19 protein-coding genes are annotated in these 21,166 nt (G+C 71.3%); 11 read left to right on the top strand and 8 right to left on the bottom strand.

Annotated features, from left to right (window positions below):
- Nucleotides 1-301: 301 nt before the first annotated feature.
- Nucleotides 302-1,537: a pyridoxal phosphate-dependent aminotransferase gene (locus RY94_RS00695; protein ID WP_052273779.1), complete on the top strand. Its 1,236-nt coding sequence runs from the start codon at nucleotides 302-304 to the stop codon at nucleotides 1,535-1,537.
- A gap of 33 nt (nucleotides 1,538-1,570) precedes the next feature.
- Here RY94_RS00695 and RY94_RS00690 read toward each other — a convergent pair whose 3' ends face one another.
- Nucleotides 1,571-2,239 (bottom strand): LuxR C-terminal-related transcriptional regulator, encoded by a 669-nt coding sequence (locus tag RY94_RS00690; protein WP_043440568.1) that lies wholly within the window; start codon nucleotides 2,237-2,239, stop codon nucleotides 1,571-1,573.
- A 105-nt stretch (nucleotides 2,240-2,344) separates the two neighbouring features.
- Complete coding sequence (locus RY94_RS00685) at nucleotides 2,345-3,730, bottom strand: ATP-binding protein (protein WP_043440566.1); 1,386 nt, start codon at nucleotides 3,728-3,730, stop codon at nucleotides 2,345-2,347.
- A gap of 124 nt (nucleotides 3,731-3,854) precedes the next feature.
- On the opposite strand from RY94_RS00685, the gene RY94_RS18535 reads away from it, so the two are divergent.
- From RY94_RS18535 to RY94_RS16525, 4 genes are all read left to right on the top strand, one after another.
- The gene (locus tag RY94_RS18535) at nucleotides 3,855-5,672 is read left to right on the top strand and encodes a PspC domain-containing protein (RefSeq protein ID WP_269429718.1); all 1,818 of its coding nucleotides are present in this window, start codon (nucleotides 3,855-3,857) and stop codon (nucleotides 5,670-5,672) included.
- A complete protein-coding gene (locus RY94_RS00675) occupies nucleotides 5,669-5,923 on the top strand; it encodes a hypothetical protein (RefSeq protein ID WP_043440563.1) in 255 nt (84 codons plus the stop codon). The genes RY94_RS18535 and RY94_RS00675 overlap by 4 nt, the downstream gene beginning before the upstream one ends.
- 57 nt (nucleotides 5,924-5,980) lie before the next feature.
- Entirely contained in the window at nucleotides 5,981-6,223 is a 243-nt protein-coding gene (locus RY94_RS00670; protein WP_043440561.1) for a PspC domain-containing protein, read from the top strand.
- Nucleotides 6,224-6,300: 77 nt separating this feature from the next.
- The gene (locus RY94_RS16525; protein ID WP_052273777.1) at nucleotides 6,301-7,113 is read left to right on the top strand and encodes a carotenoid biosynthesis protein; all 813 of its coding nucleotides are present in this window, start codon (nucleotides 6,301-6,303) and stop codon (nucleotides 7,111-7,113) included.
- A gap of 251 nt (nucleotides 7,114-7,364) precedes the next feature.
- On the opposite strand, the gene RY94_RS00660 is transcribed toward RY94_RS16525, so the two are convergent.
- Nucleotides 7,365-8,792: a phytoene desaturase family protein gene (locus RY94_RS00660; RefSeq protein WP_043440558.1), complete on the bottom strand. Its 1,428-nt coding sequence runs from the start codon at nucleotides 8,790-8,792 to the stop codon at nucleotides 7,365-7,367.
- On the bottom strand, nucleotides 8,789-9,655 hold the full coding sequence (locus RY94_RS00655; protein ID WP_043440555.1) for a UbiA family prenyltransferase: 867 nt from the start codon (nucleotides 9,653-9,655) through the stop codon (nucleotides 8,789-8,791). The genes RY94_RS00660 and RY94_RS00655 overlap by 4 nt, the downstream gene beginning before the upstream one ends.
- Before the next feature lie 219 nt (nucleotides 9,656-9,874).
- On the opposite strand from RY94_RS00655, the gene RY94_RS00650 reads away from it, so the two are divergent.
- Nucleotides 9,875-10,900: a 6-phosphofructokinase gene (locus tag RY94_RS00650; RefSeq protein WP_043440553.1), complete on the top strand. Its 1,026-nt coding sequence runs from the start codon at nucleotides 9,875-9,877 to the stop codon at nucleotides 10,898-10,900.
- A gap of 3 nt (nucleotides 10,901-10,903) precedes the next feature.
- Nucleotides 10,904-11,614 carry a GNAT family N-acetyltransferase gene (locus RY94_RS00645; RefSeq protein WP_043440551.1) on the top strand — a complete coding sequence of 237 codons (711 nt, stop codon included), beginning with the start codon at nucleotides 10,904-10,906 and terminating at the stop codon, nucleotides 11,612-11,614.
- 873 nt (nucleotides 11,615-12,487) lie between these two features.
- Here RY94_RS00645 and RY94_RS00640 read toward each other — a convergent pair.
- The 4 genes from RY94_RS00640 to RY94_RS00625 form a co-directional block, all read right to left on the bottom strand.
- On the bottom strand, nucleotides 12,488-12,895 hold the full coding sequence (locus RY94_RS00640; RefSeq protein WP_043440548.1) for an ankyrin repeat domain-containing protein: 408 nt from the start codon (nucleotides 12,893-12,895) through the stop codon (nucleotides 12,488-12,490).
- A complete protein-coding gene (gene ygfZ, locus RY94_RS00635) occupies nucleotides 12,892-13,983 on the bottom strand; it encodes a CAF17-like 4Fe-4S cluster assembly/insertion protein YgfZ (RefSeq protein ID WP_043440546.1) in 1,092 nt (363 codons plus the stop codon). Before ygfZ ends, RY94_RS00640 begins: the two co-directional genes overlap by 4 nt.
- A gap of 67 nt (nucleotides 13,984-14,050) precedes the next feature.
- Nucleotides 14,051-14,650 (bottom strand): FABP family protein, encoded by a 600-nt coding sequence (locus tag RY94_RS00630; protein ID WP_043440544.1) that lies wholly within the window; start codon nucleotides 14,648-14,650, stop codon nucleotides 14,051-14,053.
- A 233-nt stretch (nucleotides 14,651-14,883) separates the two neighbouring features.
- Nucleotides 14,884-15,636 (bottom strand): hypothetical protein, encoded by a 753-nt coding sequence (locus RY94_RS00625; RefSeq protein WP_231554358.1) that lies wholly within the window; start codon nucleotides 15,634-15,636, stop codon nucleotides 14,884-14,886.
- Nucleotides 15,637-15,816: 180 nt separating this feature from the next.
- Between RY94_RS00625 and RY94_RS00620 the strand changes: the two genes are divergently transcribed.
- The 4 genes from RY94_RS00620 to RY94_RS00605 all read left to right on the top strand — a co-directional run bounded on the left by RY94_RS00620 (nucleotide 15,817) and on the right by RY94_RS00605 (nucleotide 20,961).
- Nucleotides 15,817-16,524: a winged helix-turn-helix transcriptional regulator gene (locus RY94_RS00620; protein WP_043440538.1), complete on the top strand. Its 708-nt coding sequence runs from the start codon at nucleotides 15,817-15,819 to the stop codon at nucleotides 16,522-16,524.
- 200 nt (nucleotides 16,525-16,724) lie between these two features.
- A complete protein-coding gene (gene mshD, locus RY94_RS00615) occupies nucleotides 16,725-17,696 on the top strand; it encodes a mycothiol synthase (protein WP_043440535.1) in 972 nt (323 codons plus the stop codon).
- A gap of 77 nt (nucleotides 17,697-17,773) precedes the next feature.
- Complete coding sequence (locus tag RY94_RS00610; RefSeq protein WP_043440532.1) at nucleotides 17,774-19,996, top strand: RNA degradosome polyphosphate kinase; 2,223 nt, start codon at nucleotides 17,774-17,776, stop codon at nucleotides 19,994-19,996.
- The gene (locus RY94_RS00605) at nucleotides 19,996-20,961 is read left to right on the top strand and encodes an NUDIX hydrolase (RefSeq protein ID WP_043440530.1); all 966 of its coding nucleotides are present in this window, start codon (nucleotides 19,996-19,998) and stop codon (nucleotides 20,959-20,961) included. The genes RY94_RS00610 and RY94_RS00605 overlap by 1 nt, the downstream gene beginning before the upstream one ends.
- The last annotated feature ends 205 nt before the right edge of the window (nucleotides 20,962-21,166 follow it).

Below are 21,166 nucleotides of genomic sequence, written 5' to 3'. Positions count from 1 at the left end.
GGTACAGCTCCACTCCGGACGGCCCGGGGAGGGCACGAACCATCATGGTGTTTCAACACCGAGGGACAAGTCTACGCATTCCCCGCCGGATCGTCGAACCGGCCCCTCGACGCCGTCCCGTCCCGCGTCGTCCGGGCACCGCCGGGGCACGCGTGAGCGTCCCCGTCACGGCGCCGCCGCGCCCCTGTCCGGGCCGGGCGTGAGCGTCCCCGTTACGGCGCCTCCGCGCCCCCGTTCGGGCCCGGGGAGGGGCCAGCGCCTAAGCTGGAAAGGACACTTGCCCCCCAGGGAACGGGACCCGATGAACGCGACGACCGACGACTCCGCCCGCGCAGCACTCCCCCGGGTCTCCCGGCGGATCGGCTCGATCGCGGAATCCGCGACACTCGCCGTGGACGCCAAGGCCAAGGCCCTGAAGGCGGCCGGACGCCCCGTGATCGGTTTCGGCGCGGGCGAGCCGGACTTCCCCACGCCGGGCTACATCGTCGAAGCGGCGATCGAGGCGGCCCGCCAGCCGCGGTTCCACCGCTACTCCCCCGCCGGTGGCCTGCCGGAACTGAAGCAGGCGATCGCCGTCAAGACCCTGCGGGACTCCGGGTACAGCGTCGATCCCTCCCAGGTGCTGGTGACGAACGGCGGCAAGCAGGCCGTGTACGAATCCTTCGCCGCGCTCCTCGATCCCGGGGACGAGGTCCTCGTCCCCACCCCGTACTGGACCACCTACCCCGAGGCCATCCGCCTCGCCGGCGGCGTGCCCGTCGAGGTCTTCGCCGGCCCCGAGCAGGGCTACCTGGTGACGGTGGACCAGCTGGCGGCGGCCCTGACGCCGCGCACCAAGGTGCTCCTCTTCGTCTCGCCGTCCAACCCCACCGGCGCGGTGTACGGTCCGGACGCCGTGCGGGAGATCGGCGAGTGGGCGGCGGCCCGCGGACTGTGGGTCGTCACCGACGAGATCTACGAGCACCTGACGTACGACGACGTCCCGTTCACCTCGATCGCGACGGCGGCCCCCGCCCTCGGCGACAGGGTGGTGGTGCTCAACGGCGTCGCGAAGACGTACGCGATGACCGGGTGGCGCGTGGGCTGGATGATCGGGCCGAAGGACCTCGTGAAGGCGGCGACCAACCTGCAGTCCCATGCCACCTCGAACGTCTCCAACGTGCCCCAGATGGCCGCCCTCGCCGCCGTCTCGGGACCGCTGACGGCGGTCGAGGAGATGAAGGTCGCGTTCGACCGGCGGCGCCGTGCCATGGTCTCGGGGCTCAACGCCATCGAGGGCGTCGACTGCCCCACGCCGCACGGTGCCTTCTACGCCTACGCGGATGTCCGCGCCCTCCTCGGCAGGAGCTTCGACGGTGCCACGCCCGCGACGTCGGCCGAGCTCGCCGCGCTGATCCTCGAGAAGGTGGAGGTCGCCGTCGTCCCCGGCGAGGCCTTCGGCCCCAGCGGTTTCCTGCGGTTGTCCTACGCCCTCGGTGACGAGGACCTCGCGACGGGCGTACACCGGCTGCAGGAGTTCCTCGGCTCGGTCCGCTAGCTGTCCTGCCCCGGCGCACGGAGCGTGGGCTGATCAGAGCAGGCGGCGCTCCGTGGCCCAGCGTGTCAGCTCGTGGCGGGAGGACAGCTGCAGCTTCCGGAGGACCGCGGACACATGGGTCTCGACGGTCTTGACGGAGATGAACAGCTCCTTCGCCGTCTCCTTGTAGCTGTAGCCGCGGGCGATCAGCCTCATGACCTCCAGTTCGCGTGCGGACAGGCGATCGAGCTCGTCGTCGACGGCGACCGACGCCGTCCCGAACGCATCGAGGACGAAGCCGGCGAGCCGAGGCGAGAAGACGGCGTCGCCCGAGGCGATGCGCTGCACGGCATCGGTGATCTCCGGACCGGAGATGGTCTTCGTGACGTACCCGCGGGCCCCGGCACGGATGACGGCCACGACGTCCTCCGCCGAGTCGGACACGCTGAGGGCCAGGAAGCGGGACGGGACGCCGAGCCGGGAACACCGGTGGATGACTTCGGCGCCGCCCCCGCCGCGGCCGCCCGGCAGGTGCACGTCGAGGAGGACCACGTCGGGCCGTGCGGCGGCGATCACGGCTTCCGCCTCCTCGACCGTCGCCGCCTCGCCGAGCACCCGGATCACGGGTCCGAGGGCCGCACGGAGCCCTGCACGGAAGATCCCGTGGTCGTCGACGATCACCACCGAGGCGGTTCCCGGCACCGGCTCATCCACGCTGCCCATGTGTCTCCCCTCCGGCCCCCGGCCGTCCGTCCTGTCGTCGTCGTGCGCGGCTGCCGCCCGTCACCGCGCCGGCCGGCCCGGAGGCGCCGGCGCGGGGCAGCGGCCTCACGCGGGAATCCCGGTGGAACGCGGCAGGCGGAGCCGTACCTCGGTGCCGTCGGCGTCGCTGCGGAGTTCCGCCGTCCCGCCGTGGCGCTGCATCCTGCTGTGGATCGATTCCCGGATGCCCAGGCGGTCCGCCGGTACCGCCGCCGGATCGAAGCCCGGGCCGCGGTCCCGTACGAAGACCTCCATGGCTTCCGGTCCGGCCTCGAGGTACACCGACACGGCGACGCCGGCGTGCTTCGCCGCGTTCAGCATGGCTTCCCGTGCCGCCTGGGCGAGGGCGTCCTCGGCGGGTCCCAGGGGGGCGTCACCCACGGCGACGACGGTGACCGGGTGCCCGTAGAGGTCCTCGATCTCCCCGGCCATGCCCCGGAGCCGCTCGGCGAGGCTCACGGGGTCCCGCCCGGGATCGGCGAACAGCCACTGGCGCAGCTCACGCTCCTGGGCCCGGGCGAGGCGCAGCACATCCGTCTCCGAGTCCGCCCGGTTCTGGATGAGCGCCAGGGTCTGCAGCACCGAATCGTGGAGGTGGGCGGCGATCTCGGCACGTTCCGTCTCGCGCACGCGGGCTGCCTGCTCGCTCTCCAGATCCCGCCAGAACTTGAGGCCCCAGGGGGCGAGGACCAGCCCCACGCCCGCCAGGACGGCGAGGACTGCGACGAGGGTGGCCATGGTCAGGGTCCACGAACCGCTGCTGGAGAGCGCGACGAGGACCCCGGCGATGACGAGGACCATGCCGGCGAACAGGCGCAGGGCGCCGCCCGCCCGTTCGGCGCCGGCCCGGTTCATCACCCGCGCCCTCCGCACGTCGTCGAGCTGTGACCAGGCGAGCGCAGCACCCGTCGCGACGACCGCGATCGGGACGAGGAAACCCCAGTTCACCGGGACGCCGAGCAGCTGCACCACGAGGACGGCCGCGGCGACCAGCAGGGCGGTGCCGAACAGGATCTCCCGGTGCCCGGCGCGCTCCGTCCGGTCGCGCCAGGACTCCGCGGCGAACGGGACGGCGGCGTCGGACCGTGCTGCCGCATGAGCCGCGCCTGACGGAGGTGCTCCGGAGGGCCCCGGCCCCCCGCCGGGCACCCCGGCGAGGGAACCGGCGGTCCGGTCCGTCCCTCCCCCGATGCCGTCCCGCGGACCCGTCGCGCCGACGTCGTGCATGAAGGCCGCTGGGCCGCTCCGGCGTCCGGTCGCCGCAGCCCGGTCCGACGCCGTCGGGACGAAGATCCAGAGCCAGGCGTACAGGAACACTCCCGCGCCGGAGGCGAGGGTCAGGACAGCCATGCCGACCCGGACCCAGGACCGGGGGATGCCCAGATGCGCCGCGAGGCCCGCGCACACGCCGGCGATCACGCCGTCGGAGGTGCGGAGCAGCGGGGGTCTCATGCCCTCATCAAAGCATGCCGAGGGCCGCTCGGGGACGGTCCCGGAGCAGATTCAGGGCACACTCAGGGTTCAATCAGGGTAGGCCCCGATGTGCCCGCCGCAGGTGTGGCGGCAGGATGGGGACATGACCTCAGCACCACCGCCAGGCGGGCCGTCCTGGCAGCAAGAACCGGCCGCATCGCACCCCGCGGGACCTCCCGCCTCGTCGTCGTTCTTCCGCTGGTTGCGGGGCCTCGACATCACCCGGTCCCCCGACCGCTGGGTCGGCGGAGTCACCGGTGGCGTGGCCCGCCGCACGGGCCTGGACATCGCCCTCGTCCGCGGACTGATCGTGATCCTCGCGGTCTTCGGTGGCATCGGCGTCCTGCTGTACGGGCTCGCCTGGGCCCTGCTCCCGGAACCGGACGGGCGTATCCACGTGGAGCAGGCAGGCCGGGGCTCCTGGACCTCGGGTCTGACCGGAGCCGCGGCGCTCGTGGCGATCGGCCTCTGGCGCCCGAACCTGCCCTTCCTCGGCGGTGGCGGCACGGGCGGCCTGCTGTGGACCCTGTTCTGGATCGGTGCCGTGGCGCTCTTCGTGTACTGGATCATCAACCGTTCCGCCGGCGGGCAGGCCCGACGGGACATCCCGGGCGGGCCACCCGACCCGGGCCGGCCATCCGCACCCGGCGGGCCCTCCGATCCCGGAGGGCCGTCCGCTCCCGGCGGGCCGGGCAGCGGACCCGTGCCGCCGTTCGGTCCGGTGCCGGATCCGGGTACCCCGGGGCGTCCTGGCCCCACCGGACAGTCCCCGACGGACAGCGCAGGACCTGCGGCTGGACCCACGGCAGGACCCGCAGCGGGTCCCGGCGAGCGCTCACCCGATGACGGCGTCCCCGGCTCCCCCATCGGCTCCAGCTCCCCCGTCGGCTCCGACACGGACCGCTACGGAGGAACGGACGGCGCTTCGGATGAAGGGATGGACAACGGAGCGGACGACGGCACGGACGACGGCACGGACGACGGCACGGACGACGGCACGGACGATCCTACTGAGCGCATCGCGCCCGACGACGTCCACCGCACCGTCCCCCTGCCGTACCAACCCCGCGCCTACTCGACGGCGGATCCGTGGACGCAGCAGACGCGGCCGCTGCCCTACGAGCCCGGCTCCGCGTCCTGGTCCGGGTCCGGCTATCCGGGGGTCTACACGGGGCCCCCTGCCGGCCCACCGCCGGTCACCAAGTACCGGCCGCCGCGGCCTCCCGGGCCCGTCACGGCGCTGCTGGTGGGCGGGGCCGTCGTCGTCGGGGCAACCCTCCTCGCCCTCGATTACGTCGGCACCCTGGACCTCGCCGATCCGGTCGTCGTCGCCCTCGCGGCGGCCTCGATCGTCCTGGCCCTCGGCGTGATCGGGCTGGGGGCACGGGGGCGCACGTCCGGATTCGTCGGATTCTCCGCGACGCTGGCGGTCCTCGGCGCACTCATCGCGTCCTTCACGATCGGCGGCGGAGCCTGGATCGTCGCCCAGGAGCAGAGGACCACCCCGGTGTCGCTGCCGGCCGCAGCCGGCGGCTACAGCGTCCTGGCCTCGCAGTCCACCATCGATCTCACCAGCCTGCCCCCGCTGTCCCGGGACGTCGTGGTCCCCGTGAACTCGCTCGCCAGCGCCGTCACCGTGGTGGTGCCCGACGACGTCCCGGTCGAGGTCCGCACACGGATGGCGCTCGGCAGTTCCGGGACCCGCGGGACCCTGGAGGGGCCCGACGGCTCGTCCGCGGAACCCCGGAGCGAGGGCGGCGTGCTGCAGCTGCAGAACGGGACGCTGAACCCCGACGCCACCGGATCCGCCATCATCCTCGACGTGCGCGGCGCGATGAGCGACGTCAGCATCGTCACCGTGCCCGGGACCACCGACGCCCCCTCGAACAGCAGTCCCACCCCGACCGGAGACACACCATGAACACCGCGCTGAACGGAACGAAACGCCACCCCCGCCTCCCGACCATCGTCTGGGGGTCGGTGATCCTCGCCATCGCCTCCCTCCTCCTCGTCAGCCAGGTCGTCGAGCTGTCCGTCGACCCGGTGATCGTGGCACTGGGCCTGCTCGTCGGCGTCGGGCTGGCGCTCGTCGTCGGCGGCATCCTGTCCCTGCGATCCAGGCAAACCGAGAACGGCCGGGAGGACCACGACGACCCCCTGTCGGGATACTGAATGCAGCCGGACACCCAACCCGACGAACCCGCACGCCCGAGAACCGAAAGGCACGCCATGCAGTCCTTCTACCGCATCCTCCGCTCCTCGCCCATCAGACGCGCTCCCGGGGGCCTCCTCGGCGGCATCGCCGCAGGCATCGCACTGCAGTACGGGTGGCGCGTGACCTACGTCCGCATCGCTATCCTGCTGAGCTTCCTGCTCCCCTTCATCGGCCTCCCGCTCTACCTCGTCCTGTGGCTCCTGCTGCCCACGACGGAGGGCACCATCGCCCTCGAGCGGCTCCTCGCCGGAGGCTAGGACAGGACCGGCATCAAGGGGCACCCGCTTCACGGCGGGTGCCCCTTGATGCTGCCTGACCTGCAAGGATGGATGACGTGCCGAAGACTCCCGCTGCCCGCAGCTTCCCCCGCCTGCTCATCGCATCCTGCGCCTTCCTGTTCGTCTCCGGCTATTTCGTGGTGCGGTTCCCGGACGTCGAAGGTGCGAGCTACGCGTCCTACGGCTTCAATCTCCTGATCGCCCTGCCGGCATTCATCGCGCTCGTGCACCAGCTCGGTGCTGCCCGGGGCGTCGCCGCCCTCGCGGCCGTGTCCGTCTTCGGCTACCTGATCGAGGGCTTCGGCGTCGCCACACACCTGCCCTACGGCGAGTTCTACTACGGCGAACCGCTGGGCCCCACGATCCTCGGCCTCGTCCCGTACCTGCTGCCCCTCTCCTACGTACCGCTGGTGATCGGAGCCGTGGCCGTCGTCTCGGGGGGTGGGTCCGCGCTGCGGAGGATCCTCCTCGGTGGGCTGCTGCTCGTGGTCATCGACGGCGTCCTCGATCCCGGAGCCGTGTCCCTCGGCTTCTGGATCTGGCCCGGCGGTGGCCCCTACTACGGGGTCCCGCTCTCGAACTACGGAGGCTGGCTGATCTCCGGGCTCGTCGCCTCCGCCCTGGTGACCTGGATCGGCGGGCGGCGCCTGACCGACCTCCCGCTCCGCCCGGGCCTGCTCGACAGCCTGCTCGTCTCCATGTTCCTGTGGCTCGGCGTCTGCGTCTTCTCGGGACTCGTGTTCCCGGCGCTGCTCGCCGTCGCCCTGATCGTCCTCGTGGCGCGTCGACGGCTGCAGCTCACGCGCGCCGCCGTGGCGTCCGCGCCTGCCGCGGGCGGCACGACCGTGGACGCCGCACAGCAGGCCTGACCCCTCCGCCCTCCGCAACCGGGGCGACCACAGGCGGACCGGTGGGCGACCCGGAACATCGGGCGCCGCGAAGCCACAGCGCCGCGAAACCAGGGCGGCCCGGGCTTCAGGTGGCCGGCACTCAGGCCGTCCGGTAATCAGGCGGGGCGCCGTGCAGGACGTCCAGCCGTCAGCGGCCCGGGCTTAAGGCGGCCGGCACTCAGGCCGTCCGGCAACCAGGCCGTCAACCGGACGCGGGCGGACGCGAGCCGTCAGGCGGTGGGCCCCAGGCGGGCCAGCAGTTTCTGCGTGGACATCATCGCGCCGCCGAGGACCGCAGGCAGCCCGCCACCGGGGTGGACGGAGGCCCCGACGCGCCACAGCCACGGGCGCAGCGGATTTGAATAGGGCGGGAGGTGGAACGGTCCGCTCATCCACGCCGGACGTACGGCCCCGTAGAGCGCCCCGCCGGCCGATCCGCGCTCGCCGAAGTAGCCCGGGTCGAGGATCTCGTGGCTGCCGAAATAGGCCTCGATGGGTTCGGGCAGCCCGAGGACGCGCGTCGTCCGGTCGAGCTCGCGCCGCACGAACGGGTCATCGAGCGAGTACGTCCTGCCGTTGGCGGGTGCCGTGAGGAGCAGCGCCAGGGTCGCGGACCCGTTGGGGTACACCCCGTGCGCCGGATAGTAGTTCGCGAAGGCCATGGTCTGGTCGGGTTCATCCCCGGCTTCCAGGCTCGCGTAGAGCGCGGCCGGATCGTCCGGCATGACCACGCCGTGGCGGGCGGTCCCCTCGGGGAGCGGCCTGGCCAGGACGGCATAGATCCCGATGGCGGAGCAGGTGAGCTTCCGCGGCGTCCTGGCGGTGCGCCCGCCCAGCAGCCCTGCCAGGCGGTGCGCGTCGAGACCGCTGACGACGGCGTCGGCCGGGTAACTGCCTGCGGCCGTGGTGACCCGCCGTCGTCCGATGTTCTGCGCGGGCTCGCCCGTGCGGATCTCCACACCGGCGTCCACGGCGACGCGCTGGAGCGCCAGCACGAGTTCGTAGACGCCGCCCTCGGGGATCCAGACGCCGTCCTGGGCCATGATGGCGGGCATGCTGGCGTAGAGGGCGGGCGTCCGGGTGGGGCTGACGCCCGCGTTGAGCGTGTGGATGGCGATGACCTCGCGGAGCCCGTCGGGCAGCCACGGCAGGCTGTCGAGATAGCTCCGCGTCGTGAGCCTCCGGCCGTACAGTGCTCCGAGCCTGGCCAGCGCAGGATAGGAGGCCTTCTCGAGCGGGCCCGTGGTCAGCAGGCGCGACACGTCCTCCCCGAGGACGCCGTGCTCTGCCGCGAAACGCGTCCAGGCGGGATGCCACGGGTGGCCCTCCGGCACGGGCAGGGCGCACGCCTCGCCGCGGTAGTAGTAGGTCCCGACGTCCGGCAGCCGTTCGAGGCGGAGGCCGGCGATGTCCGCGGCCGGCGACGCGCCGGCGGGGGCGACGGCGTCGAGGAGACGCAGGAGTTCCTGCCACACGCTCGGGAAGGTGACCAGCGACGGCCCCGTGTCCATGCGCTGTCCCGAGACCTCGACGCGGCGGCTCTTGCCGCCCACGTGGTCCGAGGCCTCGACCAGCGTCACGCTGTGGCCCGCGCGACCGAGGAGGGCGGCGGCCGTCAGCCCACCGATACCGCCACCGACGACGACGACCCGGCTCATCTGTAGAGTCCCAGCGTCAGGGCGACGACGAGCTGGACGCCCGCGACGGTCCCGGCGACATACGGGAAGGCGATCGAGTAGCGGTACAGCCGGTGGCCGGTCTCCGGGCGGGGATCCCGGTACAGGCCCAGCAGCAGCCAGCCCGCGATCAGGGTGTTCACGACGGCAACCGGGATGTTGACCACTGCGAAGCACGCCGTGGACACCGCCCACCAGGCACCGCTCCAGGCGACTACGCCGCGGGGCCCGAGCCGCACCGCCGTCGTCGTGATGCCTACCCCGCGGTCCTCGTCGATGTCCTGGACGGCGTCGTAGGTGTGCTTCGCCGCACTCCAGGCCATCAGGCCGAGCGCGGCGGCCCAGACCGGCGTGTCGCCGAGGGCGTAGGGGACGAAGACGAGCGGGAACGCGTAGGCCGCGTTGCTGAGGGAGTCGAGGTACGGCCGAGCCTTGAAGCGCAGCGGCGGCGCGGAGTAGAAGACGAACACCAGGGCGTACAGCGCGATCCATAGAAGAGCCGCCGTCGGGAGGGTGGCCGCGAACCACGCGAGGAACGGCAGGTTCGTGGCGAGCACGGCGATCCAGATGGCGCGGACCTCCGAGGCCCTGATCCGGGCACCCTCGAGCGATCCCTTCCGCGGGTTCAGGGCATCGGTGTCCTGGTCGAAGATGTCGTTCACGCCGTAGATGAGCAGGTTGAACGGCAGGGTCAGCCAGAGAAGGAGCGCGACGGCCTCCCACTCCCAGAACGCCCCGGTGAGCCACATTCCGACGACGCCCGTGCCGAGGGTGTTGATCCAGAGGACCGGCCGGGAGATGTGGACCATGCGCAGCGCCGCTGGCGCAAAACCTGCCTGGGGCACTGCTGGTGTCCTCCTCGGACGGACGGCGCGCACCCAGGGGCTCGGGCCCCCGTGCGCTGGATGATCCCAGCCTACGTGGTCCCCGACCCGCCGGGTGCCGGGAGTCCAGCACCCGCAGCCTGTGAAGGGCCTGGCCCGTGTGTGTCTAGAATCATAGGCGGGCCCGACGGCGTGCTCCTGATGCACAACCACACCCTCCTCGAAGGAACCCCACGCCATATGAAGATCGGAATCCTCACCAGCGGCGGCGACTGCCCCGGACTCAACGCGGTCATCCGCGGCGCTGTCCTCAAGGGCATCAAGGTCCACGACCAGGAGTTCGTCGGATTCCGGGACGGCTGGCGGGGCGTCGTCGAGGGCAACATCGTCGACCTCCCCCGGCATGCGGTGCGCGGCATCTCCAAGCAGGGCGGCACGATCCTCGGGACCTCCCGCACCAACCCCTTCGAGGGCAACGGCGGCGCGGAGGTCGTCAAGGCGAACATGGAACGCCTCGGCATCGACGCGATGATCGCGATCGGCGGTGAGGGCACGCTCGCTGCGGCGAAGCGGCTCACGGACCTCGGCCTGAAGATCGTCGGCGTCCCCAAGACGGTCGACAACGACCTCGACGCCACCGACTACACCTTCGGCTTCGACACCGCGGTGCAGATCGCCACCGAGGCCATCGACCGGCTGCGCACCACGGGTGAGTCCCACAGCCGCTGCATGATCGCCGAGGTCATGGGCCGCCACGTCGGGTGGATCGCCCTGCACGCCGGCATGGCCTCCGGTGCCCACGCCATCCTGATCCCCGAGCAGCAGACCAGCGTGGAGCAGATCGCCGAGTGGGTGTCCACGGCCAACGCCCGCGGTCGTGCGCCCCTCGTCGTCGTCGCCGAGGGCTTCGTCCCCTCGCACATGGAGCAGGCGCACTCCGAGCGCGGCCTCGACACCTTCGGCCGTCCGCGGCTCGGCGGGATCGCGGACCAGCTCGCGCCGGAGCTCGAGGCCCGAACGGGCATCGAGACCCGCGCCACGATCCTCGGCCACATCCAGCGTGGTGGAGTCCCGACGTCGTTCGACCGCGTACTGGCCACGCGCCTCGGCATGGCTGCCGTGGACTCGGTGCGGGATGAGCTGTGGGGCACCATGGTGGCCCTCAACGGCACGGAGATCGCCCACGTGGGCTTCGATGCGGCGCTCGGCAACCTCAAGCGGGTACCGCAGCACCGGTACGACGAAGCCTCCATCCTCTTCGGCTGACCCGTGGAACTCGATCCCGGCACGGTCTCGATCATCCAGCTCGCCTGGTCGCGGCTGCTCGGGCTCGACGACGACGCCCTGGCCGGCGGCTCCGACCGCCTGTACGCGGTCGACGACGACGCCTCGGTGCTGACCTTCGTGACCCTGTTCGGCCGCGAGGTGCTCGGGGGACCCGGCTGGGCGGTGGAGGCGGGACGCACGATGTCCGGGATGGAGTTGCGCAGCCACTCGACGCTGCTCACGCTGAGCCGGGACCACGGCGGACGCGGGCTCGGCGAGGCCCAGCTGTACTTCTGTGACGAGCTGCCGCGGTTCGAGGGGCCGCCGGCCGTGGTCTCCGGTGAGGCCTCGCTCGTCCGGGAGCTCGAACGCCGGTGCCCGCCCGACGACGTCGCCGAAGCGGGCCTCGCAGCGGTGGAACACCCGTTCGTGCTGCTCGACGGCGACTCCGAGGCCCCACCCACTCCCCTGGCCGGTGCCGGTTACGACATCTGGCAGGGCATCCTGGCGCACATCGCGGTCATCACCCCGCCCGAGGACCGACGCAAGGGCTATGCAGGGCGGGTGGCCGCCGTCGCGGTCGAGGACGCCATGGCCGCCGGGCTCGTGCCGCAATGGCGCGCACGGACGGACAACACGGCGTCCCAGCGGACCGCCCGCAGGGCCGGTTTCGCCTTCGCGGGGACTCAGACCTCGGTGCTCCTGGACGCCTGAGCGCCGCCTGGCGTACGGGTCCCGGGCGCTTCGGCGCCGCCCACAGCGTGTCGGCCCGGGACACGCCGCTAAAGTGCGCCAAACCTGCCGCAAAGTCCCCGGATCCGGTACGGGCCTGGGCGGGCTGCAGTGGAGGCAGCCGGGCGGACCCGATATGGGCCGGAGCCGGAGCCGGAGCCAGGGTTGGGGTTAGGGCCGGGGCCAGAGCCGGTCGTGCACGGACGGCTGTTCGGGTGCGCGTCGCCACCGATGTTCGTGTCCCGGGGCCTTCGACGCCGCCCACAGTGTGTCGGCTCGGGACACGCCGCTATAGGGCGACGATCTGCCGCAAAGTCCCCGGGTCAGGTAGGGGCCTAGGCCGGAGCCAGGGTGAGTACCGGGGCTGGGGCCAGAGCCGGTCGTGCACGGCCGGCGGTTCGGGTGCGCGTCGCCACAGATGTTCTTGTCCCGGGGGGATTCGGCGCCGCCCACGGTGTGTCGGACCGGGACACGCCGCCACAGCGCACCGAACTTGCCGCAATCTCCCCGGATCAGGTTCGGGCCGGTCGTGCGCTGCAGCAGATCCAGACCGGGCAGAGCCGGATCCAGGTCGGGGCCGAAGCCAGGGTTCGGATTAGGACCGGGGCTGGGGCGAGAGCCGGTCGTGCACGGACGGCGGTTCGGGTGCACGCATCGCCCCCGATGTTCGTGTCCCGGGGCTTCGGCGCCGCCCACAGCGTGTCGGCCCGGGACACGCCGCTAAAGGGCGACGACGGGCGGCAAAGTCCCCGAATCCGGTACGGGCCGGGGTCGGGCTGCCGCAATCTCCCCGGATCCGGTACGGGACTGGGCTGCAGCAGATCCAGACCGGGCAGATCCGGATGCGGGACGGGACTAGCCGAGCAGCCCCAGGAGTTCGGTCCGCCCGAACATCTCGGCCGCGGCCCGGGCCGACGGCGTGCCGGCATCGGCGTCCGCCCCCGCCTCCACGAGCAGTCGAACGACGTCGTTGTGCCCCTTGAAGACGGCACCGGCGAGGGGCGTCTGCCCGCGGTCGTTGACCTGGTCGGCTTCCGCTCCGCGCCCCAGCAGGTCGCGCACGATCGCCGGATGCCCGTTGTACGCGGCCAGCATCAGCAGGCTGTCACCCGCCGTGTTCGTCAGGGTGAAGGGCACCCCGGCGTCGAGGTACCGCGCCAGTGTGGCGCTGTCACCCGCCCGCGCAGCGTCGAACAGGGCGTGTGCGAGGGCGATGGCGGCCGCGGCATCGTCCGTGGGGCCCTGCCCTCCGTCGGCGCTCATCGCGGACCCTTCAGGAACCCCGAGGCGCGGCCGACGACCTGCCCGGCATCCGGCGCCACGATGACCTCCTGGCCGGCGGCGTAGGCCTCGTCCCCGTCCTGCACGAGCAGATCAGCGGACGCGTCGACGGACCGCTTGAGCACGGCGAGGGCGATCGGGCCCATCTCGTAGTGGTGGCCGACGGACGTCACCCTGCCCACCGTGCGACCCTCGCTGAGGACCGGGCTTCCGACCGCCGGGAGGGTGTGCTGGCTGCCGTCGAGGTGCAGGAAGGTGAGCCGGCGCGGCGGGTGCCCGAGGTTGTGCACGCGGGCGATCGTCTCCTGACCCTTGTAGCAGCCCTTCGCGAGGTGGACGGCGGTGCGCATGAGGTCGAGCTCGTGCGGGATTGTCTTCTCGTCGGTCTCGAAACCGGGCCGTGGGCGCCAGGCCGCGATGCGCAGCGCCTCGGCGGCCAGCGAGCCGGCCGGCGGGAGTCCCGTGGCGGCCACGGCCGCCTCCAGGTCTGCGCGCGGCACGAGGTACTCGAACCAGGGACGCTCACGGCCCGGGTGCTCGCGCTCGTCGACGATCGCGTAGGAGTATCCGCCGGGGACGACGGCGGGCCAGGGGTCTTCCCATACGACGGCGTTCTCGCCCTGCGCAGGCAGGGCCTTCGTGGCCCCGAGCACGGCCCAGGCATCCGTGGCATCGGTGACCTCGACGCGGAGCATGAACTTCATGCGGTCCAGCCAGGCAGCCAGCGGCGCAGCCTCCCCTCCCTCGGTGATGAGCCAGGTGGTCGTGCCATCGTCGACGACGTGGGCCGCGTACTCGATCCGGCCCTGCACGGTGAGGAGCAGCGTCTCGGAGCTCCGGCCGGGCCGGAGGTCGAGGAGCAGCTGGGAGGAGAGCGTGTTCAGCCAGCTCAGGCGGTCGGGTCCGGAGACGGTGACGACGCCGCGCTGCGACAGGTCGACGACGGCCTCGCCTGCAGCGAGAAGGCGCTGCTCCCGGAACGGGTCGCCGTAGTGGGAGGCCACACCGGCATCGGCTCCGCCGCCCTCGACGGCACCGTGTCGGTTCAGCAGGGGGCTTCGTGGGGTCATGTGATACAACAACGCCTTCCAGGCAGGACTATTCCGGGGTGGCGCCGACGGGACGGCTACAGCCGCTTCAGGAGATCTTCCTGAGGATCGCTGACGCATGGGCTTCGAGGGAGTTGCCCTGGGCCGCGACATCCCAGCGCCAGTACAGGTTGCCGTCCACCAGGCCGAACAGCCGGGTGGCCGCCGCGTACTCCTTGGAGTGCTGGCCGCGCATCACGAGGTCGGTGCTGAGCTGGATCTGCGGCCCCTTGATGCTCCCGTAGTAGAGCTCGGCGATGCCGCCGGGGTGCACCACGGTGGCCGTGATGTCGAAACCGCCGGAGTCATTGCGGAACTGCTCCACCTCGTCGGCCGTCTTGAGCGCCGGGACGATGTCCGCGGGGCTGAGGCCTGGGCCGACATCGGCGTCGTTCAGTTTGCGGTCGAGCGCCCAGAAACCGGTCTCGACCGACAGCGGACGCAGCTGCGCGCCCTGCTCGTCGATGAGCCAGGACTCGGCGCTGTACTGCAGGTACGGCAGGCCGTTCTGCGAGAACACGACACGCTGCGAGAAGCGCTCCGAGTCGGCGGTCCCTTCGCCGAGCATCCCCGTCCCCTCCCAGGTTCCGAGGAGCCACGACAGCGGGACGAGCTCGGGGGTCAGGTCGGTGGGCAGGTCGATCGACATAGGGCCTCCGGGGTCAGTCGGCTACTTCTGGCCTTTGTACAGGCGCGTGATGACGAGGGCCGCGAAACCGGCCATGCCGAGACCGGCAATGACCAGCAGCGAGATGAAGAAGATTTCAAGGGCAAGGATGGACATGCCTCTCATCCTAACGCGCGGTCAGGACACCGGAGGAACACGTGCGGCGGGCGGGCGGCCCCGGCGATCCGGACCGCGCCCGGGCGCAGAGGCCCTGTTCAGGCGAGGAACAGCGTGTCGAGGAAGTACACGACGGCTCCGGTCGCGAGCACGGGGGCCATGCCGGCCGCCATGGCTGCGATGTGGTCGATCGGCGCCTCCCGGGCGACGAGCAGCCGCCGCGTCCCTGCGATCACGGCACCGCACGCGAGTCCCACGACCCCGGCGGCGAGGGCCGGCACATCGGTGAACAGCAGCGCGCCGAGCGGGCCGGCGAGCGCAGCGAGCACGACGGCGGCGGGGGCGACCAGGCGGTCCGGCAGTGGCAGCAGGCACACCGCGATCGCGATGAGGATGCTGACGCCGGTCACGAGTGTCATGCCGGAATCGGCGGCGTTGACGGCCAGTCGGTCCGTGGCCACCCAGCCCGAGCCCATGGCCACGGCCACGACGCCGGCGCTCGCCCCGAGGGTCGATTCGAGCCGGAGGCTCTGGCCGGTCCCCCGGAGGAGCTGGATCATGAACACCGCACCGACGCCGAGTGCCACGGAGACGGGGAACCAGGTCATGAAGAGCGGCCCGGGCACGGTTGCTGCGAGGACGACGGCGAGCAGCGCGGCGAGTCCGATCGCGGTCGACAGGCTCTTCCTGGCCGGTACGCGCAGGATGTAGGGCCAGCCGAGGGCGGTCACGAGGCAGAGGGCTCCGACGGCAACGGCGACCGCCGTCCCGGAGATGTAGGAGGACGCGACGATCGCTCCGGTCGCGATGGCCGCGGCTCCGGCCGCTGCGGCCACACTCGTCCTCTTCACCCCAGCAATACTGCCCTACCCGCGCTGGTGCGGGGAAAAGCCGCGCTGCCGGCGGCCGCCGTGCGTGTGGTGCATCACAGGGCGGAGGCTATACTTGACCAAATTTCGACCGCCCATCCTCCCCGTCCGGGAGGGGGCGCCGTTGCCCGATGATGCGCATTCCCGACCCGTGGAGGACACATGCCGCACATCCTGATGCTCACCAATACCACCAGCTCGTCCGTCGACATCCTGCCGGCGCTCGAACTGCTCAATCACAAGGTGCACATCCTTGCGGCCGAACCCACCGCGCTCCTCGAGACGGAGCCGTGCGACGTCGTCCTCGTCGATGCGCGCAAGGACCTCGTCGGTGCGCGGTCCCTCACCCAGCTCCTCAAGGCCACCGGCCTCAGCGCGCCCCTCCTGCTCGTGCTCACGGAGGGTGGCATGGCGGCGGTCGCCGCGAACTGGCTGGCCGACGACGTCGTCCTCGACTCGGCGGGCCCGGCGGAGGTGGAGGCGCGGCTGCGGCTGGTGATCGCGCGTTCGACGGCGGCCAGCGAGGAGACGAGTACCGAGATCCACGCGTCCGGCGTGGTGATCGACGAGGCCAGCTACACGGCACGGGTGGGGGGCGAGCCCCTGAACCTGACGTACAAGGAGTTCGAGCTCCTCAAGTACCTCGCGCAGCACCCCGGGCGGGTGTTCACCCGTGACCAGCTCCTGCACGAGGTGTGGGGCTACGACTACTACGGGGGCACACGGACCGTCGACGTCCATGTGCGCCGGCTGCGGGCGAAGCTCGGCTCCGACCACGAGCAGCTCATCGGCACCGTACGGAACGTCGGGTACCGCTTCACGCTGACCCGCCTGCCCGAGGACCGCAGTTCGGTCAACCAGGACGCCTGACCCGACGAGAAAGCCCCTTCCACCCGAGGATGGAAGGGGCTTTCTCGTGTTCCCGGCTGGGCCGGTGGAAGTGGAGGACATACGGGTCGAACGTATCGCGGGCGCCCCACTGGCGCATCCCCCTCGAGCAGTTCCCGACACTACAGCACGCCGTGGGTGAGTACCAAACCGTGTCGGCGGCGCACGACTAGGCTGGGCGCATGACCGCCGCTCAGCACGCCCCCACCTGGTCCGTCGGCAGGATCGCCGGCGCCCCGCCCACGGACGTCGTCGAGGAGGTACGCCGCCTCGCCGCGTCCGCCGCCGAAGCCGACGGCAACCCGCCGCTCTCCGAGCAGACCCTCCTCACCCTCCGCGCCCACGACGCCGGGGGGCGCCAGCTCGTCTTCACGGCCCGCACCTCCGACGCGCCGGACAGCGAGCTCGCCGGTGTCGCCGTCGTCACGCTCGGCTCGGAGGAGGGCGCCGTGCTCGAGCTCGTCGTCCGGCCCGACTGTCGCGGGGAGGGGGCAGGGACGGCACTGATCCAGGCGGTCCTCGCCGAGGGGATCTCCGACCTCCGCGGCTGGTCCCACGGCAACCATTCCGCGGCCGCGGACCTGGCGGCGCGCTTCGACTACGCGCCGGTGCGGGAACTGTGGAGGATGCGCCTGACCCGCGCAGCCGTCACGGAATCCGTCCCCGCCCTCCGACTGCCCGACGGCGTCGTGCTGCGCGCCTTCGTCCGCGGGCAGGACGAGGAGGCCTGGCTCGCGGCCAACGCGGCCGCCTTCGCTCACCATCCCGAGCAGGGCGCCACGACGCGCGCGGACCTCGACGCGCGGATGGACGAGGACTGGTTCGACGCCGACGGCTTCCTGCTCGCCGTGCGCGAGAGCGACGGCGAACTCCTCGGTTTCCACTGGACCAAGGTCCACCCCGCGGTGGGGGCCCACCCGGCGATGGGCGAGGTGTATGTGGTCGGGGTGACGCCGGAGTCGCAGGGCATGGGCCTCGGCAAGGCCCTGACGATCGCGGGCATCGAGTACCTCCACGCCCGGGGGCTGCAGGCCATCATGCTCTACGTCGATGCGGACAACACGGCCGCGGTGGCGCTCTACCGGGCCCTCGGGTTCACGCGCTGGGATGTCGACGTGATGTATGCGGCCAAGGTGGCGCAACCCACCTTGTAAGGTTGTTTTCGAGGTGTCCCCGGCTCTGTCGGAGCGGGGTCCACACCGCCATGACCGCCCACGCTGCAGGAGACGTAATGGATTCAGGAACCAAACGCCGGGGTGCGTCACTGTACGGGTCCTCCGAGACGGCTCCGGCCCGGGCCACGCAGGACCGCATCGACATCCCGGAGTTCGCTCCCAGCCTGCTGCCGTCCGGCGATATCCGGGCGGACCGGTTCCTCGACCGCGAGATCAGCTGGCTCGACTTCAATGCGCGCGTCCTCGAACTCGCAGAGGACCCGGAGCTGTTCCTCCTGGAGCGGGTCAGCTTCCTGTCGATCTTCGCGTCCAACCTCGACGAGTTCTTCATGGTGCGGGTCGCCGGCCTCAAGCGCCGGATCGCCACGGGCCTGGCGGTACCGTCCGCTGCGGGGCTCAGCCCGATCGAGCAGCTCGAGAAGATCATGCAGGACGGCTACCAGCTCCAGCAGCGCCACGCAGCCGTCTTCGCCGAGCACATCCGGCCGGCCCTCGCCCAGGAGCAGATCCACCTCACGACGTGGGAGGAGCTCGACGACGCCGCACGCGCAGAGCTGCACAAGATCTTCGCCGAGAAGGTCTTCCCGATCCTCACGCCGCTCGCCGTCGACCCGGCCCACCCGTTCCCCTACATCTCCGGGCTGTCCCTCAACCTCGCCGTCGTGGTCCGCAACCCCGTCAGCGAGAAGGAACTCTTCGCCCGTGTGAAGGTGCCCGACCAGCTGCCGCGCCTCATGTCCGTGGACGGGCCGCGTGCGGGCAACGTCGCCGGGCGCATCGCCCGCTTCATCCCGCTCGAGGAAGTCATCGCCGTCCACCTGGACCAGCTCTTCCCCGGCATGGAGGTGCTCGAGCACCACCTCTTCCGGGTCACGCGCAACGAGGACCTGGAGGTGGAGGAGGACGACGCCGAGAACCTGCTGCAGGCCCTCGAGAAGGAACTGCTCCGCCGCCGGTTCGGGCCGCCCGTCCGCCTCGAGGTCACCACGGACATCAATCCCAGCATCAGGGCGCTGCTCTCGCGGGAACTCGGTGTGGAGGAGGACGAGGTCTACAACCTCCCGGCACCCCTGGACCTGCGGGGCCTGAGCGTGATCGCCGGTATCGATCGCGGGGACCTGCACTTCCCCAAGCACGTCCCGCACACGAGCCGCTACCTCAACGAGAGCGAGACCTCGAAGGCTGCGAACGTCTTCGCGGCGATGCGCCGGCGGGACATCCTGCTGCACCACCCGTACGACTCCTTCTCCACCTCCGTGCAGGCGTTCCTGGAGCAGGCGGCTGCGGACCCCAAGGTCCAGGCCATCAAGCAGACGCTGTACAGGACATCGGGCGACTCCCCCATCGTGGACGCCCTGATCGACGCCGCCGAGGCGGGCAAGCAGGTGCTGGCGCTCGTGGAGATCAAGGCACGCTTCGACGAGCAGGCCAACATCTCCTGGGCCCGCAAGCTCGAGCAGGCCGGCGTGCACGTGGTGTACGGCATCGTGGGGCTCAAGACCCACTGCAAACTCTCGCTCGTGGTGCGGCAGGAGATCGACGGCCTCCGGCGCTACTGCCACATCGGCACGGGCAACTACCACCCGCGTACGGCCCGGTACTACGAGGACCTCGGTCTGCTGACCTCCAACGAGCAGGTGGGCGAGGACCTGTCCCGCCTGTTCAACCAGCTCTCCGGGTACGCCCCGAAGTCCACCTTCAAGCGCCTCCTGGTGGCACCGCGGTCCGTCCGCTCGGGTCTGATCGACCGCATCGAGCGGGAGATCGCGAACAAGCAGGCCGGGCTCGCCGCACGCGTGATCATCAAGGTGAACTCCATGGTCGACGAAGCGATCATCGACTCGCTCTACCGCGCATCGCAGGCGGGCGTCCAGGTGGACGTGATCGTGCGTGGCATCTGCTCCGTACGGCCCGGGGTCCCCGGGCTGAGCGAGAACGTCACCGTGCGCTCCGTGCTGGGCCGGTTCCTCGAGCACTCGCGGGTCTTCGCCTTCGCCAACGGTGGAGAGCCTGCCGTGTTCATCGGATCGGCGGACATGATGCACCGCAACCTGGACCGCCGCGTCGAGGCACTCGTACAGCTCAGTTCGGCCGAGGACATCTCCTACCTGATGAACCTCATGGACCGGTACATGGACCCGTCGGTCTCCAGCTGGCACCTCGACGAGACCGGCTGCTGGACCCGGCACCACAAGAACGCCGACGGCGCGCTGCTCGAGGACATCCAGTCCTCGCTGCTCGCGTCCCGAGCCCGCCAGCGGGCAGTGTCGCGCCGCTGATGGCGCCACCCACTGAGGATGCCACCACCGCCACGGCGACCGGCGGCCCGGCGGTCGTCGCTGCCGGCACGCTGTGCTGGCGGATCGAGAAGGGCGCACTCGAGGTCCTGATCATCCACCGCCCCCGCTATCACGACTGGTCCTGGCCGAAGGGCAAGCTCGACCCGGGAGAGACGACGCCCGAATGCGCCGTCCGCGAGACCTTCGAGGAAGTGGGGCTGAGCGTGAGGCTCGGCATCCCGCTGGCGACGATCAACTACCCGGTGAACTCCGGCGACAAAGTGGTGTACTACTGGGCGGCGAGAATCGAACGGGCCACCCCGGTGCCGGACGGCACCGAGGTGGACGGCGTACGGTGGGTGTCCCCCGAGGAGGCACGCACCGTGCTGAGCAACCCGACCGACGTCGTGCCTCTCGATTCGCTCATCGAAGCGCACCGGGCACGGAATCTCCAGACGTGGCCCCTGATCGTGGTCCGCCATGCGAAGGCCAAGCCGCGTTCGTCGTGGAGCAGGGCCGAGGGTGAGAGACCTCTCGCCGCGACCGGTCGGCGGCAGGCCACCGCGGTGAGCCGCCTGCTCCAGGCCTGGACCCCCGAGCGGGTGGTGAGCAGCCCGTGGGTGCGGTGCGTCCAGACGATCTCGCCCTACGTGAAGCAGCGCAGCGCGAAGCTCAAGCTCCTCGACGCGCTGACCGAGCACGATGCCAAGAGGAAGCCGGCGCGCACCAAGGCCGTCATCGAGCGCCTGCTCGACAAGCGCAGGCCCGTGGCGATCTGCACCCACCGGCCGGTACTCCCGCTCGTCCTCTCGGTGCTGCGCGGCCACATGCCGGGCCACCTCCACGAACTCCTGCCCGTCGAGGACCCGCACCTCGCGCCGGGCGAAGCAGTGATCTGCCAGGTGAGCAGTGCCAACCAGGGGCGCATCGTGTCCATGGAGCAGTTCCGCGCCTACGACGACTGAGATCAGGGCCGACTGCTGTGCCGCCGGGCCGGGTCCCGGTGCGCCACTTCCTGGCGGTCCGTCTGCCTCCTCGGCGTTCAGCGTTCAGCGTCCAGCCGTCCAGCCGTCCAGCCGTCCAGCCGTCCAGCCGTCCAGCCGTCCAGCGAGGATTGATCAGTTCATCGAGCGTCAGCGGATCGATCGCCGCTGTTCACGCCTCGTTCAC

The sequence above is a fragment of the Arthrobacter sp. L77 genome (genome assembly GCF_000816565.1).
Classification (GTDB): Bacteria; Actinomycetota; Actinomycetes; order Actinomycetales; family Micrococcaceae; genus Arthrobacter_D; species Arthrobacter_D antioxidans.
This window is presented reverse-complemented; position numbering and strand designations above follow the sequence as displayed.

Bases quoted from the DNA above. Each gene is read 5' to 3' on its own strand.
- RY94_RS00690 (WP_043440568.1), bottom strand. From the start codon at position 2,239: ATGGGCAGCGTGGATGAGCCGGTGCCGGGAACCGCCTCGGTGGTGATC.
- RY94_RS18535 (WP_269429718.1), top strand. From the start codon at position 3,855: ATGACCTCAGCACCACCGCCAGGCGGGCCGTCCTGGCAGCAAGAACCG.
- RY94_RS00630 (WP_043440544.1), bottom strand. From the start codon at position 14,650: ATGTCGATCGACCTGCCCACCGACCTGACCCCCGAGCTCGTCCCGCTG.
- RY94_RS00620 (WP_043440538.1), top strand. From the start codon at position 15,817: ATGCCGCACATCCTGATGCTCACCAATACCACCAGCTCGTCCGTCGAC.
- RY94_RS00650 (WP_043440553.1), top strand. From the start codon at position 9,875: ATGAAGATCGGAATCCTCACCAGCGGCGGCGACTGCCCCGGACTCAAC.
- ygfZ (WP_043440546.1), bottom strand. From the start codon at position 13,983: ATGACCCCACGAAGCCCCCTGCTGAACCGACACGGTGCCGTCGAGGGC.
- RY94_RS00640 (WP_043440548.1), bottom strand. From the start codon at position 12,895: ATGAGCGCCGACGGAGGGCAGGGCCCCACGGACGATGCCGCGGCCGCC.
- RY94_RS00605 (WP_043440530.1), top strand. From the start codon at position 19,996: ATGGCGCCACCCACTGAGGATGCCACCACCGCCACGGCGACCGGCGGC.
- RY94_RS00675 (WP_043440563.1), top strand. From the start codon at position 5,669: ATGAACACCGCGCTGAACGGAACGAAACGCCACCCCCGCCTCCCGACC.
- RY94_RS00660 (WP_043440558.1), bottom strand. From the start codon at position 8,792: ATGAGCCGGGTCGTCGTCGTCGGTGGCGGTATCGGTGGGCTGACGGCC.
- RY94_RS00685 (WP_043440566.1), bottom strand. From the start codon at position 3,730: ATGAGACCCCCGCTGCTCCGCACCTCCGACGGCGTGATCGCCGGCGTG.
- mshD (WP_043440535.1), top strand. From the start codon at position 16,725: ATGACCGCCGCTCAGCACGCCCCCACCTGGTCCGTCGGCAGGATCGCC.
- RY94_RS00610 (WP_043440532.1), top strand. From the start codon at position 17,774: ATGGATTCAGGAACCAAACGCCGGGGTGCGTCACTGTACGGGTCCTCC.
- RY94_RS00695 (WP_052273779.1), top strand. From the start codon at position 302: ATGAACGCGACGACCGACGACTCCGCCCGCGCAGCACTCCCCCGGGTC.
- RY94_RS00670 (WP_043440561.1), top strand. From the start codon at position 5,981: ATGCAGTCCTTCTACCGCATCCTCCGCTCCTCGCCCATCAGACGCGCT.